16 protein-coding genes are annotated in these 17099 nt (G+C 69.9%); 2 read left to right on the forward strand and 14 right to left on the reverse strand.

Going from position 1 to position 17099, the window contains the following annotated elements:
- Positions 1-9: 9 nt before the first annotated feature.
- The 6 genes from ACQPWZ_RS06900 to ACQPWZ_RS06925 form a co-directional block, all read right to left on the reverse strand.
- The gene (locus ACQPWZ_RS06900; protein ID WP_327685105.1) at positions 10-966 is read right to left on the reverse strand and encodes a helix-turn-helix transcriptional regulator; all 957 of its coding nucleotides are present in this window, start codon (positions 964-966) and stop codon (positions 10-12) included.
- Between the two features lie 17 nt (positions 967-983).
- Positions 984-1940, reverse strand: a complete 957-nt coding sequence (locus ACQPWZ_RS06905; protein ID WP_340472200.1) for a helix-turn-helix transcriptional regulator — start codon at positions 1938-1940, stop codon at positions 984-986.
- 127 nt (positions 1941-2067) lie between these two features.
- Positions 2068-2442, reverse strand: coding sequence for an FKBP-type peptidyl-prolyl cis-trans isomerase (locus ACQPWZ_RS06910; protein ID WP_340472201.1), 375 nt, complete (start codon positions 2440-2442; stop codon positions 2068-2070).
- Between the two features lie 43 nt (positions 2443-2485).
- A complete protein-coding gene (locus ACQPWZ_RS06915; protein WP_340472202.1) occupies positions 2486-3427 on the reverse strand; it encodes an FKBP-type peptidyl-prolyl cis-trans isomerase in 942 nt (313 codons plus the stop codon).
- A gap of 109 nt (positions 3428-3536) precedes the next feature.
- A complete protein-coding gene (gene pafA / locus ACQPWZ_RS06920; protein WP_340472203.1) occupies positions 3537-4898 on the reverse strand; it encodes a Pup--protein ligase in 1362 nt (453 codons plus the stop codon).
- A gap of 9 nt (positions 4899-4907) precedes the next feature.
- Entirely contained in the window at positions 4908-6176 is a 1269-nt protein-coding gene (locus ACQPWZ_RS06925) for an MFS transporter (RefSeq protein WP_313947323.1), read from the reverse strand.
- A gap of 149 nt (positions 6177-6325) precedes the next feature.
- Here ACQPWZ_RS06925 and ACQPWZ_RS06930 point away from each other — a divergent pair, with 149 nt between their 5' ends.
- Entirely contained in the window at positions 6326-7528 is a 1203-nt protein-coding gene (locus tag ACQPWZ_RS06930) for a LacI family DNA-binding transcriptional regulator (protein ID WP_433570905.1), read from the forward strand.
- 118 nt (positions 7529-7646) lie between these two features.
- Here ACQPWZ_RS06930 and prcA read toward each other — a convergent pair whose 3' ends face one another.
- The 5 genes from prcA to arc form a co-directional block, all read right to left on the reverse strand.
- Positions 7647-8411, reverse strand: a complete 765-nt coding sequence (gene prcA / locus ACQPWZ_RS06935) for a proteasome subunit alpha (protein WP_356706500.1) — start codon at positions 8409-8411, stop codon at positions 7647-7649.
- A gap of 62 nt (positions 8412-8473) precedes the next feature.
- On the reverse strand, positions 8474-9319 hold the full coding sequence (gene prcB / locus ACQPWZ_RS06940) for a proteasome subunit beta (protein ID WP_313947320.1): 846 nt from the start codon (positions 9317-9319) through the stop codon (positions 8474-8476).
- A 146-nt stretch (positions 9320-9465) separates the two neighbouring features.
- Positions 9466-9684 carry a ubiquitin-like protein Pup gene (locus ACQPWZ_RS06945; protein ID WP_037651273.1) on the reverse strand — a complete coding sequence of 73 codons (219 nt, stop codon included), beginning with the start codon at positions 9682-9684 and terminating at the stop codon, positions 9466-9468.
- A 137-nt stretch (positions 9685-9821) separates the two neighbouring features.
- Entirely contained in the window at positions 9822-11333 is a 1512-nt protein-coding gene (gene dop / locus ACQPWZ_RS06950; RefSeq protein ID WP_340472207.1) for a depupylase/deamidase Dop, read from the reverse strand.
- A gap of 261 nt (positions 11334-11594) precedes the next feature.
- Positions 11595-13361, reverse strand: coding sequence for a proteasome ATPase (gene arc, locus ACQPWZ_RS06955; RefSeq protein WP_340472208.1), 1767 nt, complete (start codon positions 13359-13361; stop codon positions 11595-11597).
- A 253-nt stretch (positions 13362-13614) separates the two neighbouring features.
- On the opposite strand from arc, the gene ACQPWZ_RS06960 reads away from it, so the two are divergent.
- The gene (locus ACQPWZ_RS06960; RefSeq protein WP_340472209.1) at positions 13615-13926 is read left to right on the forward strand and encodes a ferredoxin; all 312 of its coding nucleotides are present in this window, start codon (positions 13615-13617) and stop codon (positions 13924-13926) included.
- 46 nt (positions 13927-13972) lie between these two features.
- Here ACQPWZ_RS06960 and ACQPWZ_RS06965 read toward each other — a convergent pair whose 3' ends face one another.
- The 3 genes from ACQPWZ_RS06965 to ACQPWZ_RS06975 form a co-directional block, all read right to left on the reverse strand.
- Positions 13973-14551: a hypothetical protein gene (locus ACQPWZ_RS06965; RefSeq protein WP_340472210.1), complete on the reverse strand. Its 579-nt coding sequence runs from the start codon at positions 14549-14551 to the stop codon at positions 13973-13975.
- Between the two features lie 253 nt (positions 14552-14804).
- Positions 14805-15692 carry a tRNA (adenine-N1)-methyltransferase gene (locus ACQPWZ_RS06970; RefSeq protein WP_340472211.1) on the reverse strand — a complete coding sequence of 296 codons (888 nt, stop codon included), beginning with the start codon at positions 15690-15692 and terminating at the stop codon, positions 14805-14807.
- Positions 15693-15846: 154 nt separating this feature from the next.
- On the reverse strand, positions 15847-17094 hold the full coding sequence (locus tag ACQPWZ_RS06975) for a site-2 protease family protein (protein ID WP_340472212.1): 1248 nt from the start codon (positions 17092-17094) through the stop codon (positions 15847-15849).
- Positions 17095-17099 lie beyond the last annotated feature (5 nt).

Below are 17099 nucleotides of genomic sequence, written 5' to 3' on the forward strand. Positions count from 1 at the left end.
CGAATCTCCCTATTCCTGGCCGTCGTAGGCCGCGAGCGCCTCACGCGCCGCCTGCCGCGCGCTGTCCGCGAGGTCCTGGGGCGCGACGATCCGGCCGTCCTGGCCGAGCCGCAGCGCCAGCCGGCGCAGAGAGGACGGGGACGGAGTACGCAGCGTGATGCGCAGACAACCGTCCGCGAGCTCTTCGGCGCTGTCGTGCGGGTAGTACTCCGCCACCCAGCGGCCGCCGGGTCCCACCTCGATGACCACCTCGGGATCGTCGGCGGAGGGCTGGACCAGCCCCTCCGACAGATCCCGTAGTTCGATCTCGGGCGGCGCGGACGGGGCGTCGAGCAGTTTGATCTCGGCGACCCGGTCGAGCCGGAAGGTCCTGCGCGCCTCGGAGAGGCGGCACCAGGCCTCCATGTAGGTGTGTCCGACGGCGAAGAGCCGGATCGGGTCGACCTCGCGCTCGGTGAGCTCGTCGCGCGCGGGCGAGTAGTACCGCAGCCACAGCCGCCGGCGCTCCGAGATCGCCCGGTCCACCTCGGCGAAGACCCCGCCCTCGGACTCGAAGGTCACGGACAGCCGGGAGCTCGCCCCGGCCACCTCGCCCGCGGCCGCCTCCAGCTTGGCGGTGGCCCGGATCAGGGCCTCGCGGTCGCCCTCGCGCAGCCCGGGCAGCATGGCCACGGCGCGCGCGGCCACCAGCAGGGCGGTCGCCTCGTCGGCCGCGAGCCGCAGCGGCTCGGCGACGTCGTCGGGGTTGTGCCACCAGATGCGGTCGCCGTCGGTGTCGATGTCGAGGAGGTCACCGCCCCGGAAGCTCGTGCCGCACATCGGCAGGACGTCGAGGTCGGAGATCAGCTCGTCCTCGGTGATCCCGAAGGCGCGGGCGACGTCACCGACGCGGGCGCCGGGGCGCTCGCGCAGATAGGTCACCAGCGAGAGCATCCGTCTGGTCTGATCGATGGCGTTGGCGGCCATGGTCGTAACTGTCCCCCTCAGCCCTTGGCCACGGCGCGCAGCCGCTCCACCACGTCGGCCCGCAGATCCGCGGGCTCCAGGACGACGACATCCGGGCCGAACTCCACCAGCCAGGCATCCAGACCGTGTCCGTACGGAATCTCCAACTCTTCCCAGCCGTCTCCCAGTTCCCGCACCGACGCGGCCCTGGCGCGCAGCGGGTAGCCGCAGCCGGTGCGCAGCCGGATCCGGGCGGTGCGGGTCGCGGTCTCCCCCGCCCAGCTCTCCACCGTCTCGCGGACGGTGACGACGTCGGGGACCGGCGCGGTGAAGGAGCCGGCGCGCGAGCGGACCTTGCCGGTGATGCGGGAGAGCCGGAAGACGCGCTCGGCGGCCCGGTCCCGGTCCCAGCCGGCCAGGTACCAGTGGCCGCGCCAGCATTCGAGCGTCCAGGGTTCGACCTGGCGCTGCTCGGGGCGGGCGGCGTTGCCCTTGCGGTAGTCGAAGACGACGGGCCGGCGGTGGCGGCAGGCGAGCATCAGCGGCTCGAAGGCGGCTTCGTGCACGGGGATGCGCGGCTCGAGCGCGCTGTGCTGGGCCTCGTAGGAGTCCTCGGCCTCGGGCATGCCTGCCGCGCGCAGTTTCTGGAGGGCGCCGCTGGCAGCTCCGGCGAGCCTGGCCTGCTGCCAGACCTTGGCCGCGAGGCCGAGAGCGGCCGCTTCCTCGGCGTCGAGCGTGATGGCGGGCAGCCGGTTGCTGTCGCGGCGGGCGAGATAGCCGGTGTCACCGTCGAGGTTCTCGACCGTCTCGATGACCAGGCCGAGTTCGCGCAGATCGTCCTTGTCGCGCTCGAACATCCGGTTGAAGGAGTCGTCGGAGCCCGCTTCGAGGTAGGCCTCGATGGATCCGCGCAGTTCGCGTTTGCTGAGGGGGCGCCGGGTTCCGAGCAGGCACAGCGCCAGATTCATCAGCCGCTCCGCCTTGGCAATGGCCATCGACGCCCTGCACCTCTTCTGATCGAGTCACTTCCGCCCAGCGACGACCGTACCGCCCCGGGGTGTCGCGGGAAAGCCGAGGGCCCATGCCCCCCAGGGAGCATGGGCCCTTTTCGACCGGAGACGATCAGACGCCGACCAGGTCGCAGACGAAGATCAGCGTCTCGCCCGGGGCGATGACGCCGCCACCGGCGCCGCGGTCGCCGTAGGCGAGGTGCGCGGGGATGGTGAGCTGGCGGCGGCCGCCGACCTTCATGCCCTGCACGCCCTGGTCCCAGCCGGAGATGACCTGACCGACACCGAGCTGGAACTGCAGCGGGGTGCCGCGGTTCCAGGAGGCGTCGAACTCCTCGCCGGTGGAGAAGGCCACACCCACGTAGTGGACCTTGACGGTGTCGCCCGCCTTGGCCACCGGGCCGTCGCCCTCCCAGATCTCCTTGATCTCCAGGTCGGCCGGCGGCTCGCCACCCGGGAAGTCGATCTCGGGCTTCTCGATGCTCACTGAACTGCTCCTCTAAATGATGAACGGGGCAACCCGGACAGTCTTACACCTTCGTCAGCAGGTCCACGGCGAACACCAGCGTGGAGTTCTTCGGGATGCCCTGCTGCTCCTTGGCGCCGAAGGCCTGGTCCGGCGGGATGACCAGCAGGACGCGGCTGCCGACCTTCTTGCCGATGAGACCGTCCTTGAGCCCCTTGAGGGTGACCTGTCCGAGTGGGAAGGTCTGGGTCTTGCCCGTGTCGTAGGTGCTGTCGAACTTCTTGCCGCCGGCCCACAGGAACGCCTGGTACTGGACGACGACGCTGTCCTTGTCGGTGAGCGCGGGTCCCGTGCCCTCCAGGACGTAGTTCGAGACGAGCTTCTTCGGGGGGTCGGCCTGCTTCGGGAACGTCACCGTGGGGGCCTTGCCGTCGGTGTTGGTGCCCACCTTCGGCAGATCGATGTTGTCCTGCGCGACCTCGGTGCCCTTGGCGGAGGTCGGGATGGTGGTCGCCTTCAGGATGTCGACGACGAAGACGAGCGTGGCGTTGGGCTTGATGTCGCCCTGGCCCTGCGCTCCGTAGCCCAGCTCCGGCGGGATGCCCAGCTCGACGCGGCTGCCGACCTTCTGGCCCTCCAGGCCCTGGTCCCAGCCCTTGATGACCTGGCCGGCGCCGAGGGTCAGATCGAACGGCTGCTTACGGTCGAAGCTGTTGTCGAAGGGCTTGGTGGAATCCCACGACTGGCCCAGGTAGTTGACCTGGATCGCGTCGCCCTTCTTGATCTTCTGGCCCTTGCCCTCGCTGATGACATTGACCTTCAGCTCCTTGGGCGGATCCCCCTCGCCCTTGGCGAGAGTCGGCTTCTGCCCGAACTTCTCCCCCGCGGTGATCGCGGGCAGTCCGTTCTTCATCGAGGCGGAATCGGAGGCCTTGTCATCGCTGCCGCACGCCACTGACGACAACAGCAGCAGCGGGACGACAAGAAGGCCGGCAAGTCGGCGCACGTGTTCCTCAGATCTCAGACGGCACAGTAGGTCCCCGACACTCTAGGGCGTGCCGTGGGCCCCGCACGAGGAACGTACGGGGCCCGAGTCGCGTTCGGCCGACTTGCGGCTACATGCCCGCGATGAGTTTTTCCACCCGGTCGTCGACCGAGCGGAACGGGTCCTTGCACAGTACGGTCCGCTGGGCCTGGTCGTTCAGCTTGAGGTGCACCCAGTCGACGGTGAAGTCCCGTCGCTGCTCCTGAGCTCGGCGGATGAAGTCGCCGCGCAGCCGCGCCCTGGTGGTCTGCGGGGGCACGGACTTGCCCTCGAAGATCTTCAGGTCGTTGCAGATCCGGGCCGCCTGGCCCTTCCTCTCCAGGAGGTAGTACAGCCCTCGCCGACGGTGGATGTCGTGGTAGGCGAGGTCTATCTGCGCGACACGCGGGTGCGACATGGTCATGTTGTGCTTGGCCCGGTACCGCTCGATGAGCTTGTACTTCATGACCCAGTCGATCTCGGTGCCGATACGGTCGAGGTCCTCCGCGTCGATCGCGTCCAGCGTGCGGCCCCACAGCTCCAGGACCTGCTCGACGGTGCCGGTGCGGATGCCGCGGCGGTCGACGAAGTCCACGGCCTTCTCGTAGTACTCCCGCTGGACCTCGAGGGCCGAGGCCTCGCGTCCGCTGGCGAGGCGCACCTTGCGCTGGCCGGTGATGTCATGGCTGACCTCGCGGATCGCCCGGATCGGGTTCTCCAGGGTCAGGTCGCGCATCACGGTGCCGGCCTCGATCATGCGCAGCACGAGGTCGGTGGCGCCGACCTTGAGCAGCATGGTCGTCTCGGACATGTTGGAGTCACCGACGATGACGTGCAGCCGGCGGTAACGCTCGGCGTCCGCGTGCGGTTCGTCCCGGGTGTTGATGATCGGGCGGGAGCGGGTGGTCGCGGAGCTGACACCCTCCCAGATGTGCTCGGCGCGCTGGCTGACGCAGTAGACCGCGCCCCGCGGGGTCTGGAGTACCTTGCCCGCGCCGCACAGCAGCTGACGGGTGACCAGGAACGGGATGAGGATGTCCGCGAGCCGGGAGAACTCTCCGTGGCGTGCGACGAGATAGTTCTCGTGGCATCCGTAGGAGTTTCCCGCCGAGTCGGTGTTGTTCTTGAACAGATAGACGTCGCCCGCGATTCCCTCCTCGTGCAGGCGGCGTTCGGCGTCGACGAGCAGGCCTTCGAGAATGCGCTCGCCGGCCTTGTCGTGGGTGACCAGTTCGGTCACGTTGTCGCATTCCGGTGTCGCGTATTCCGGATGCGAACCCACGTCGAGGTAGAGGCGGGCGCCGTTCCGCAGGAAGACGTTGCTGCTGCGGCCCCATGAGACAACACGGCGGAAGAGGTAGCGCGCCACTTCGTCAGGTGACAGTCGGCGCTGTCCCCTGAACGTGCACGTGACGCCGTACTCGTTCTCCAGCCCGAAAATGCGGCGGTCCATGTCTGAACATTACGCCTCACGGCCTGAGCTGAAACCGGGTTCGGCAGCACCGTTTCGATCATTTTCCGATGAGCGCGCCATCTCCTTGGTACGCCCGGGAACTGCGAGGACCCGCTGAGTGGTCATCAGAACGAGAAGTGCGGCTATTCCGCCCGCCCCGGCGACGGCGAAGCTCCACGCCGTTCCGCCGAGCTCGACGGCCGGGCCCGCCACCGCGGTGCCGGCGGCCGCGCCGACGCCGAACGTGGTCACCAGCCAGGAGAACGCCTCGGTGACGGTGCCGGTCGGGGCGTGCCGGTCGACGACGATGAAGGCGCACGCGATCGCGGGCGCGAGGAAGACACCGGCGAGAGCGCACAGAGCCGTCATGGCGACGACACCGGGCGTGAGCACGAGCGGCAGGTAGCCGAGCGCGAGCAGGGCGACGATGACCCGCAGCCGGCGCTCGGGGGCGCCGGTCCACTGGCGTGCGCCGTAGGCGGTGCCGCCGATCAGCGCGCCGAGGCCGAGCGCGGCCATGAGCCAGCCGTAGACCGACTCCTGGCCGTGGTCGTCCGCGTAGGCGACTCCGGCGACCGTGATGGAGCCGAGAGCCAGGCCGACGAAGAAGAACGCCCCGAGCAGCGCCAGCAGCCCCGGCGAGCGCAGGGCGCCGAGCCAGTGGGCCTCACGGGGCGCCGACCGCCAGGTGCGGGAGGGCTCCGACAGGACGACGGAGAGAGCCCCGAGTACACCGATGAGGTTGATGACGAAGAGGCCCGCCCCGGCCGACCAGACGGCGACGAGCAGCGTGACCAGCAGCGGGCCGACGGTGAACATCACCTCCTGGGCGACGGCGTCCATGGCGTACGCCCGATGCACGCGGTCCTCACGGCCCAGCACGTCCGGCCACAGCGCCCGCAGACCGCCTTCGAGCGGCGGGGTGAAGAGGCCGGCGACGGCGACGGCCGCGTAGGCCAGCGGCAGGGAGCCGATCCCGGCGAGGGCCAGCAGGACCATGCCGAGGGCGGAGACGACGGCCGCGGGCAGCTGGACGCGCGGCTGTCCGTGCAGGTCGACGGCCCGTCCGAGGAGCGGCTGGCCGATGGCGGTGGCGATGCCGTACACGGCGGCGAGCCCGCCGGCGAGGGTGTAGCTCCCGCCCTCGGCCCGGGTGAACAGCACGACGGCGACGGGGGCGGTGGCGTTCGGCAGCCGCCCCACGAGCGTCCCGGCCAGCAGCCGGGCGGCGTGCGGGGCCTTGAGTATGTCTGCGTAGCCCGTGGCTCCCGCGGCCATGGTGCCGCTCCTCTCCTCTCGGCGAGTGCCGAGGTTTTACGTATAACGTACGGCGTCATACGTACCATGTCGACAGTCCGCGGGTCTACCGCTCCGCCCCCGCGGACGGGTGCGGACCCGGCGGACGAGCGGTGCGAGGACGGCGATCCATGTCAGACGGACCCCACGGGCGCGGCCCTCGCCGCGGTTCGTCGCCGACGGGCGAGACGGGGGGAACAGCCGCCCCCACGGCGTCCGCGTCCACAGGGGCAGCGGCGCCCCCGCAGGCGACGGCCCGGACCGCGAATGCCGAGGCGAGTGGCCCGAACGCGGGTCCCGAGGCGGAGCCCGGCGCCGGAGCACGGCCCACCAGCCGGGACGTCGCCCGCGTCGCCGGGGTCTCGCAGGCCACCGTGTCGCTCGTCCTCGGGGACAAGTGGCGGGGCCGGGTCTCCGAGCGGACCGCCGCCGCGGTGCGGGACGTCGCCCGGGAACTCGGATACCGGCCCAATCTCGCCGCACGGAATCTGCGGCTCGGGCGGACCCGGACCGCCCTGCTCGTCGTGCCCGCCCTCACCAACGAGTTCTTCGCCCGGGTCTACACCGGCGCCGCCCGCGTGGCCGCCGAGCACGGCTTCGGTGTGGTCCTCTATCCCTCCCCCGACGGCGTCGGCCCCGCCAGGGACCCCTTCGCCTCCGCCCGCGCGGCCCTGGACGGCGTGATCGCCTCCTCCATGGCCGCCGAAGCCCTCACCGAGATCCGCGGCACGGACCTCCCGCTGGTCATGCTGGACAGCGACCCGTCCGACCCCGGGGCGGCGGCCCATGTGAACCTGGACATCGCCGACGGTATGCGGCAGGTGACGGACCATCTGCTGTCGCTCGGTCACCGTCGCTTCGTCCACCTCGCCTCGGCCGTGTCGTCCTGGACCTTCGACGTACGGGCAGCGGCCCTCGCGCAGGCGCTGGGTGCCGTCCCCGACGCGGTCGTCACCACGGTGCCCGCGCCGCTCGACGTCGGCGGTGCCCGTCAGGCCGCGGAAGCTGCCCTCATCGGCCCCGGGCCCCGCCCCACCGCGCTGATCTGCGACGACGACGTCCTGGCCGCCGGAGCCTGCAAGGCCGTGCGCCGGCTGGGGCTGCGGGTGCCCGAGGACGTCTCGGTCACCGGCTTCGACGACCTCGCCCTCGCCACCGCCGTGGAGCCGGAGCTCACCACCGTCCGGCTGCCCGCGGAACGGGTCGGCGAGCGCGGTATGTCCGCCCTGCTCGCCCTCCTCACCGGACAGCCGCCCGAGGAAGGCGGGCTGCCGGTCGAACTCGTCACCCGCGGCTCCACCGCGCGCTCCGCCGACGCCCCCTCACCCGTCTGAGCCGGGTGGCCGGGAGAGCCGCGCACGAGGGACACAACCCCCGCGCAAGGCTGCGCCCCGGTCCGCACGGGCGGTCCGGGGCGCAGTCGGTCGTCGTGTCGCCGCAGCGGCCGGGGGGCTACTCCTCGCCGTCCTCCGTGGACTCCTCGTCCGACGGTGCGTCGGTCGGGGTGGAGGCGGCACCGTCCGCCTCCAGCAGCCGGGACAGCTGCCGGCCGACGATGCGCTTGAACTTCCGCTGCTGCGGCCGTGTGCGGTCCAGGACCGCCACTTCGAGGCGCTCCGCCGGGATCTCCCGGTCGTTGCCGTTGGTCTGGTTGGACAGGGCCTGTACGGCCAGCTTCAGCGCCTCCGCCAGGGACATGCCCTCGCGGTGCCGCTGGTCGAGATAGGTACTGATCTGCTCGGCGCTGCCGCCGACCGCGACCGAGCCGTGCTCGTCCACGATCGAACCGTCGTGCGGCAGCCGGTAGATCTGGTCGCCGTCCGCGGTGGCGCCCACCTCGGCGACGACCAGCTCCACCTCGTAGGGCTTCTCGGCCGCGCTGGAGAAGATGGTGCCCAGCGTCTGGGCATAGACGTTGGCCAGCCCGCGGGCCGTCACATCGTCGCGGTCGTAGGTGTATCCGCGCAGGTCGGCGTAGCGCACACCGCCGATGCGGAGGTTCTCGTACTCGTTGTACTTGCCGGCGGCCGCGAAGCCGATCCGGTCGTAGATCTCGCTGAACTTGTGCAGCGCGCGGGACGGGTTCTCACCGACGAAGACGATGCCGTCGGTGTACTGCAGCACAACGAGGCTGCGACCACGGGCGATGCCCTTGCGGGCGTATTCCGCCCGGTCGGCCATGGCCTGCTGGGGTGAGACATAGAACGGCGTCGACACCGGCTATCCGTCCCTTTCTGTCATTGGCGTGAAGGCACTGCCCTGCGGTGGCTGGGGGAGCATCAGAGCAGCGCAGCGCGCGGGCCGTCGGGCTGCTCCAGACGGCGCTCCAGGATCGCGCGGGCGATCTCGGCGGACTCGTCGTCCCCGAGCCTGCGGAAGCCCTCGTCCGTGATGACGGTGACGATGGGGTAGATCCGCCGGGCCACATCGGGTCCGCCGGTCGCCGAGTCGTCGTCCGCCGCGTCGTAGAGCGCCTGGATGACCAGGGTGGTGGCCTGCTGCTCCGTCAGATCGTCGCGGTAGAGCTTCTTCATCGCCCCGCGGGCGAAGATGGAGCCCGAGCCGGTGGCGGCGAAGCCGTGCTCCTCGGAGCGGCCGCCGGTGACGTCGTAGGAGAAGATGCGGCCCTTCTCGCGGTCCACGTCGTACCCCGCGAAGAGCGGGACCACGGCGAGGCCCTGCATGGCCATGCCGAGGTTGCTGCGGATCATGGTGGAGAGCCGGTTGGCCTTGCCCTCCAGGGAGAGCTGGGCGCCCTCCACCTTCTCGAAGTGCTCGAGCTCCAGCTGGAAGAGCTTGACCATCTCCACCGCGAGGCCGGCGGTGCCGGCGATGCCCACGGCCGAGTACTCGTCGGCCGGGAAGACCTTCTCGATGTCGCGCTGCGCGATCATGTTGCCCATCGTGGCCCGCCGGTCACCGGCGAGCACCACACCGCCGGGGAACGTGGTCGCGACGATGGTCGTGCCGTGCGGTGCCTCGATCGCGCCCTGCAGAGGCGGCAGGGTGCGCTTCCCGGGAAGCATCTCCGGGGAGTGCGAGCCCAGGAAGTCCATGAACGAGGAGGACCCGGGCGTCAGGAAGGCTGCCGGCAGACGCCCGGTGCTACGAGGGTTGGCTTCCACGCGTTTCCTTCCGGATTGGCGGCGGCCCGCCATGTCGGGCGCGGGCCGATCTTTCGAACTGTGCACGGACATTACCCGCGCCGTCGCCGGTCATCCGCCCCGGTGCCACCGGCTTTCGCCCACAGCACCAGGACGGACAACCGCGGTTACTCTCCGCCCTTTTGGACGAAGGAACGCACGAAGTCCTCGGCGTTCTCCTCGAGGACGTCGTCGATCTCGTCCAGGACGGAGTCGACGTCGTCCGACAGCTTCTCCTGTCGCTCCTTGAGGTCCTCCGAGGACTGCGCGTCCTGCGCCTGCTCCTCGACCTCCTCCGTCGAACGTGTGGCCTTCTGCTGCCCGCCGCCGGTGTCCTTGGTCGCCATGTCCCTCACCCCGCTCGGTTTGCCCTGACGTGAGTTCGTTCGGTCAAGATCAGACCCTACAAGCAGGGTCCGACATCGGCCCCGCACTTTGCTCAACGTCCGGGGACCACCTCGATGATTCCCTTACGCGACCCATTTCAGCCTCCGGACAGCACCCGGACCAGGTCTTCCGCGGTGCGGCACCGGTCCAGCAGCTCCTTGACGTGGTTGCGTGTACCCCGCAGCGGTTCCAGCGTGGGTACCCGTTGCAGAGAGTCACGGCCGGGGAGGTCGAAGATGACCGAGTCCCAGGAGGCCGCGGCGACGTCGTCCGCGTACTGCTCCAGACAGCGACCGCGGAAATAGGCCCGGGTGTCCTCAGGAGGCTTCGTCCCGGCCCGTACGACGTCCTGCTCGTCGAGGAGGCGCTTCATCTTCCCGCGGGCCGCCAGCCGGTTGTAGAGGCCCTTGTCGGGGCGTACGTCGGCGTACTGGAGGTCCACGAGGTGGAGCCGGGCCGCGTCCCAGCCCAGGCTGTCACGCCGGCGGTAGCCCTCCATGAGCTCCTTCTTGGCGACCCAGTCCAGCTCCCCGGACAGGCTCATCGGGTCGTTCTCGAGCCGGTTGAGGGTGTCCTCCCAGCGGATCAGGACGTCCTTGGTCTGCTCGTCGGCATCGGCCCCGAAGCGCTCCTCCACGTACTTCCGGGCCAGCTCGAAGTACTCCATCTGGAGCTGCACAGCGGTGAGTGTCCGGCCGCTGCGCAGCGTGACCAGGCGCTTGAGTGTCGGGTCGTGCGAGACCTGGTGCAGGGTGCGGACCGGCTGCTCGACCGCCAGGTCGACAGCGATGAAGCCGTCCTCGATCATGGAGAGCACCAGGGCCGTGGTGCCCAGCTTCAGATACGTCGAGATCTCCGACAGGTTCGCGTCGCCGATGATCACGTGCAGGCGGCGGTACTTCTCGGCGTCGGAGTGGGGCTCGTCGCGTGTGTTGATGATGGGCCGCTTCAGCGTGGTCTCCAGGCCGACCTCGACCTCGAAGTAGTCCGCGCGCTGACTGATCTGGAAGCCGTGCTCGTGACCGTCCTGGCCGATGCCGACCCGGCCCGCGCCGGTGACGACCTGGCGCGAGACGAAGAACGGCGTCAGGTGGCGCACGATGTCCGAGAACGGGGTCTCCCGCTTCATCAGGTAGTTCTCGTGCGTCCCGTAGGAGGCGCCCTTGTTGTCGGTGTTGTTCTTGTACAGATGGATCGGCTGGGCGCCGGGGAGCTGGGCCGCGCGCTCGGCGGCCTCGGCCATGATCCGCTCGCCGGCCTTGTCCCACAGGACGGCATCACGCGGATTGGTGATCTCGGGCGAGCTGTATTCGGGGTGCGCATGGTCGACGTACAGCCGTGCACCGTTCGTAAGGATCACATTGGCCAGGCCGATGTCCTCGTCGGTGAGCTGGCTGGAGTCGGCGGCCTCGCGGGCGAGGTCGAAGCCGCGGGCGTCCCGCAGCGGATTCTCCTCCTCGAAGTCCCAGCGGGCGCGCCGCGCCCTGTGCATCGCCGCCGCGTAGGCGTTGACGATCTGGGACGAGGTGAGCATGGCATTGGCGTTCGGGTGGCCCGGAACGGAGATGCCGTACTCCGTCTCGATGCCCATTACTCGCCGTACGGTCATGCGGCCCTCCTTGCCCGGCGGCGCTCCCCTCCGGGAACGGCGCTCAAGTACCGCTGTAGCTCCGGTGCGTGTGCGGTGCCCGTCCCCGCACTGCGCGACTCGGCGGTACCGACGAGCCTAGAACGCCTCTGCGCTGGTGGGGAGATCAATTTCGTCATTGCTCCGGTGTGGCCGAACCTGTCGCGAAAGCAACCGGCTGCGGATGCCCGTCCCCCCAGCCTTCGGCGGGGGGACCTCCAGCATCCGCAGCCGGTCTGCCTTCTACAGGTACTGGCCGGTGTTCGCCACCGTGTCGATGGAACGTCCGGTGTCCGCGCCTTGCTTCCCGGTGACAAGGGTGCGGATGAAGACGATCCGCTCGCCCTTCTTTCCGGAGATCCGGGCCCAGTCGTCCGGGTTGGTGGTGTTCGGCAGGTCCTCGTTCTCCTTGAACTCGTCCACGCAGGCCTGGAGGAGGTGGGAGACCCGAAGGCCCTTCTGGTTCTGGTCGAGGAAGGCCTTGATGGCCATCTTCTTGGCCCGGTCGACGATGTTCTGGATCATCGCGCCGGAGTTGAAGTCCTTGAAGTACAGGACTTCCTTGTCGCCGTTGGCGTACGTGACCTCGAGGAAGCGGTTCTCCTCGGTCTCCGCGTACATCTGCTCGACGACCGACTGGATCATCGCGTGCGCCGCGGCGTCCTTGGACCCGCTGTGCTCGGAGAGGTCGTCCGCGTGCAGGGGCAGCGAGGACGTGAGGTACTTCGCGAAGATGTCCTTCGCGGCCTCCGCGTCCGGACGCTCGATCTTGATCTTCACATCGAGGCGGCCGGGGCGCAGGATCGCGGGGTCGATCATGTCCTCGCGGTTGGAGGCGCCGATGACGATGACGTTCTCCAGGCCCTCCACACCGTCGATCTCGGCGAGCAGCTGCGGGACGATGGTGTTCTCCACGTCCGAGCTGACACCGGAGCCACGGGTGCGGAAGAGGGACTCCATCTCGTCGAAGAAGACGATGACGGGGGTGCCCTCGCTGGCCTTCTCACGGGCACGCTGGAAGACGAGGCGGATGTGCCGCTCGGTCTCACCCACGTACTTGTTGAGGAGCTCGGGGCCCTTGATGTTGAGGAAGTAGCTCTTCCCCGCGGGCTGGCCGGTCACCTCGGCGACCTTCTTGGCAAGGGAGTTGGCGACGGCCTTGGCGATCAGCGTCTTGCCGCAGCCGGGCGGGCCGTAGAGCAGGATGCCCTTCGGCGGCCGCAGCTCGTGCTCCTTGAAGAGGTCCGGATAGAGGTACGGGAGCTCGACCGCGTCGCGGATCATCTCGATCTGGCCGCCCAGACCGCCGATCTTCTCGTAGTCGACGTCCGGGACCTCTTCGAGGACGAGCTCTTCGACCTCGCTCTTGGGAACCACTTCGTAGACGTAGCCGGAGCGGGGTTCGAGCAGGAGGGCGTCACCGGCGCGGATGGTGATGTCCAGCAGCGGCTCGGCGAGCCGCACCACCCGTTCCTCGTCGGTGTGCCCGACCACCAGGGCACGCTCGCCGTCCTCGAGGATCTCCTTGAGGGTGACGATGTCCCCGGCGCGCTCGAACTCCATGGCCTCGACCACATTGAGCGCTTCGTTGAGCATGACTTCCTGGCCGCGCCGGAGCTCGTCGAGCTCGACGCTGGGGCTGACGTTCACCCGGAGCTTGCGGCCCCCGGTGAAGATGTCGCACGTGCCGTCCTCGATGGCCTGCAGGAAGACACCGAAGCCGGCCGGCGGCTGCGCGAGCCGGTCGACCTCCTCCTTGAGGGCCACGATCTGGTCGCGGGCCTCACGGAGCGTGTTGGCGAGCCGCTCGTTCTGAGCGGACACGCCGGCCAGGTTCGTCTGCAACTCGACGATCCGCTCTTCGAGAATCCTCGTATGACGCGGAGAGTCGGCGAGCTTGCGGCGCAGGACGGCGATTTCCTGCTCGAGATAGGCAACCTGGCCGGCGGGGTCCTCAGACCCTCGCCCCGGCCGGATGCCGCGGTTGATGTCGTCGTCGTGGGCTGCCACGGTCCTCACCTCCTCCAAGGGGAGCTGGACGCTTCCTGACCCTACCTGGGCGGGTGGTGATTGAAACCCCTAGATCACAAAGACGGTAGGGGTGTGTCCGATCTTCACCCTTGCGCTCTCCCTCACGCCAGGGGAATACCCACCCATCAACATCGGAAAGCGGCCGGAGGTATCGTCGAAGTGTTCAACACCCGTCAGGGCTGGCGCGACTTGCTTCACATTGCTACACCCGACGAAGGAAACGGCAGGAGAAATGACCGTGCAGCACGAGGCTCCGTCCGAAGGCACCGCAGACGCCCTGGAGGTCTGGATCGACCAGGACCTCTGCACCGGGGACGGGATCTGCGCGCAGTACGCTCCGGAGGTCTTCGAGCTCGACATCGACGGGCTCGCGTATGTGAAGAGCGGGGACGACGAGCTGCTGCAGAGCCCCGGCGCCACAACGCCCGTACCGCTGCCGCTGCTGAACGACATCGTGGACTCCGCCAAGGAGTGCCCGGGCGACTGCATCCATGTACGCCGCGTTTCGGACAGGGTCGAGGTCTACGGTCCCGACGCACCGTGACGGATCATCCACCGGCTGCTCGGTAGCGGGCACTCAGCGTGCCGGCTCACGCACCCGCTGCGGAGTTCTGCGCGGAGCGAACGAACTTACCGCCCTGCCACTGCCACTTGACCTTCTCCTGCACGTCGGGGCAGCAGCTCGGCACGTCCGGCGAGGAGTAGCCGAGCAGGGTGGCCGTGATCGCGCCGTCACGCACCGCGAAGTCCCCCACGCTGAGCTTCTGGGCGGGCTCCACGAGCGTGGCCACCACCCTGGGGCCTGCATCCCTCGCCCCGGCCAGGACGTAGACGCCGCTGGGCGGAGTGCCGGAGCCCGCGTCGCAGCGGGCCGCCACCACCGTCTCGGGGTTGCCGTCGCCGTCCAGGTCGCCGGAGGCGCGCGCGGTCACCAGGGGCTTCACGGAGCCGCATTGCAGCGGGAGCTCGACCGCGGCCGGATCGGGCGCCGGAGCGGCGGCCACGGCGGTGCCCGAGTTCGTCCGGGGCCCCGGCGGCGAGGCGGTCGCCGCCCTCGGCTGAAGGAGTCCGGCGGCAGCGACCACCGCGGCCATCGCGGTCGCGGTGGCCAGCCAGTGCACCGGCCGGGCGTGGGTGTGCGCGAGGTCCGGGACCGCGGAGGTCTGCACGCGTGAAGTCTCCTGTGACTGCGGAGCCGGCCAGGGGTCGGCGGCGGGAGAGGGAGGTCTGCATCGTGCCATAGGTCACAGTGGCGCGGAACAGCGGGGTCGTGCCGCGCAGGTCAAGAAATCGTGCGGGAACGGGGGCGGCAACGCGAAGACGCCGCCGCCGAGTTCCCGAATGCGATCGGGGAACTCGGCGACGGCGTCCTGACGTTGTACGGGAACCGGCACTCCGCGAGTGCCCGGCCGGCCGCGAGCCTCAGCTCTTGTTGGGACCCTCGTAGTCGTCGCCGTATGCGCCCTTGGCGGGCCGGCGGCGGCGCATCGGGGGCTCGACACCGTCGGCCAGGCGGCGCGCGGTGACCAGGAAGCCGGTGTGGCCGATCATCCGGTGGTCCGGGCGGACGGCCAGACCCTCGACGTGCCAGTTGCGGATCATGGACTCCCAGGGCTGCGGCTCGGCGAAGCACCCGATCTCGCGGATGGACTCCACCGTGCGCGCGAGCTGCGTGGTGGTCGCCACGTAGCAGCACAGAATGCCGCCCGGGACGAGCGCCTTGGAGACGGCCTCCAGGCACTCCCAGGGGGCCAGCATGTCCAGGATGACGCGGTCGACGTCGGCGTCGGTCAGATTGTCCTGGAGATCGCCCACGGTGAGCTGCCAGGCAGGGTGCGGACCGCCGAAGTAGCGCTCCACGTTCTGCTGGGCGATCTCGGCGAAGTCCTCGCGGCGCTCGTAGGAGTGCAGCATGCCGTGGTCACCGATGGCGCGCAGCAGGAAGGCGCTGAGCGAGCCGGAACCCACCCCGGCCTCGACGACGCGCGCGCCGGCGAAGATGTCGGCGAAGGCCAGGATCTGCCCCGCGTCCTTGGGGTAGACCACGGCGGCGCCGCGGGGCATGGACAGGACGTAGTCGGGGAGCAGGGGGCGCAGCGCGAGGTAGGCGACGTTTCCCGTGGTACGGACAACACTGCCCTCAGGAGCGCCGATCAGCTCGTCGTGCGGGAAGGACCCCTTGTGGGTGTGGAAGTTCTTCCCGGCCTCGAGCGTGAACGTGTAGTGGCGTCCCTTGGGATCGGTGAGCTGGACCTGGTCCCCGACCTTGAAGGGCCCGCGTCGGCGGGCGGCACCGGTCGGTTCGGACATGTGACCAGCCTACCGGCCCCGACAGGGCCCGGGGACCACGGGCGGGGGCGCGCTGCCGGCCCCCGGCCGGAAGATCGACAGGACCCGCGAGCCGCCGACGGCCCCCGGGAGTGGCCGGAACGGGTCGTCGCGCGACCGGCCCCGGGGACACGACCTAGCTCTGGGGGCGGGCCATGGCGGCGACGAAGGCGCGCTCGACGTCCGCCGTGGACAGGACGCCGTAGATCTCGCCGCTCTTCTCCACCACCAGGTACTCGGTGGCGGGGGTCGCGCGCAGGCGGTCCAGGAGTGCCTCGCCGGCCAGTTCGGCGGGGATCCTCATGCCCTCCGTGAGGTCCTGGGCCAGTCCGCTGACCGCGACCCAGGGCCGGCGGTGCTCGGGGACGCCCACGATCGCGGCCTCCCGCACCAGACCGGTCGGGTCGCCTTGACCGTCCACGACGACGAGGGCGCGGGCACCGGCCTCGTTGGCCCGGCGCAGCGCCTCGGAGAGCGGCGTGGTGGACTCCACCGGCACGGCCCGCCTGGTCAGGGTGCGCGCCTCCAGCTCCGGCAGGTGCTCGCGCAGCCGGGCCATGCGCAGGCTGTTGCCCGCTCCGGTCCAGATGATCGCCGCGAGGATCGCCGCGAGCAGCGCATCGGTGACGGTCTCCATGCCGCCGATGTCCTCGGTGGCATTGCCGAGGGCGCCGGTGTGGGTCAGCAGCGGGAGGCCGATGAGGACGGCGACGGCGAGCGCCCGGCCGACCCAGGCGGCCGCGATGGTGCCGCTCATCGGCTTGCCGGTGATCTTCCAGACGACGGCCCGCAGCATCCGGCCGCCGTCCAGCGGCAGTCCGGGCAGCAGATTGAAGGCGGCGACGATCAGGTTGGAGATCATCAGCCCGGCGAGCAGGACGCCGGGGACCGTGCCGGGGTCGACGGCGAACATGCCCAGGTAGAAGACGGCCGCCAGGACCAGGGAGAGCAGCGGTCCGACGAAGGCGAGGATGAACTCCCGGCCCGGCGTCTCCGATTCCTTCTCGATCTCCGACACCCCGCCGAAGAACTGGAGCTGGATCCGGCGGACCGGCAGCTTGAAGCGCAGCGCCGCGACGGTGTGCGCCAGTTCGTGCACGAGCACGGAGGCGTAGAAGGCGACCGCGAAGAAGAGCGAGACCAGATAGCGGGCGCCGCCGAGCTCGGGGAGCACGCGGTCGAGCTGGCCGCCGAACACCCAGGTGATGAGGGCGGCCACGATGAACCAGCTGGGGGCGACGTAGACCGGCACACCGAAGGGACGGCCCATCAGGATTCCGCCGCCCGGGCCGTCGGAGCGCTTCCGCTTGCCGCCACCGGGTCCGGCTCCCCCGCCGTCCGTCCGGGCGCGGCCGCGCTCGTCGCCCGTGTCGTCCTCGTTCACGTGTT

The sequence above is a fragment of the Streptomyces sp. CA-251247 genome, assembly GCF_050952975.1.
Taxonomy (GTDB): Bacteria; Actinomycetota; Actinomycetes; order Streptomycetales; family Streptomycetaceae; genus Streptomyces; species Streptomyces achmelvichensis.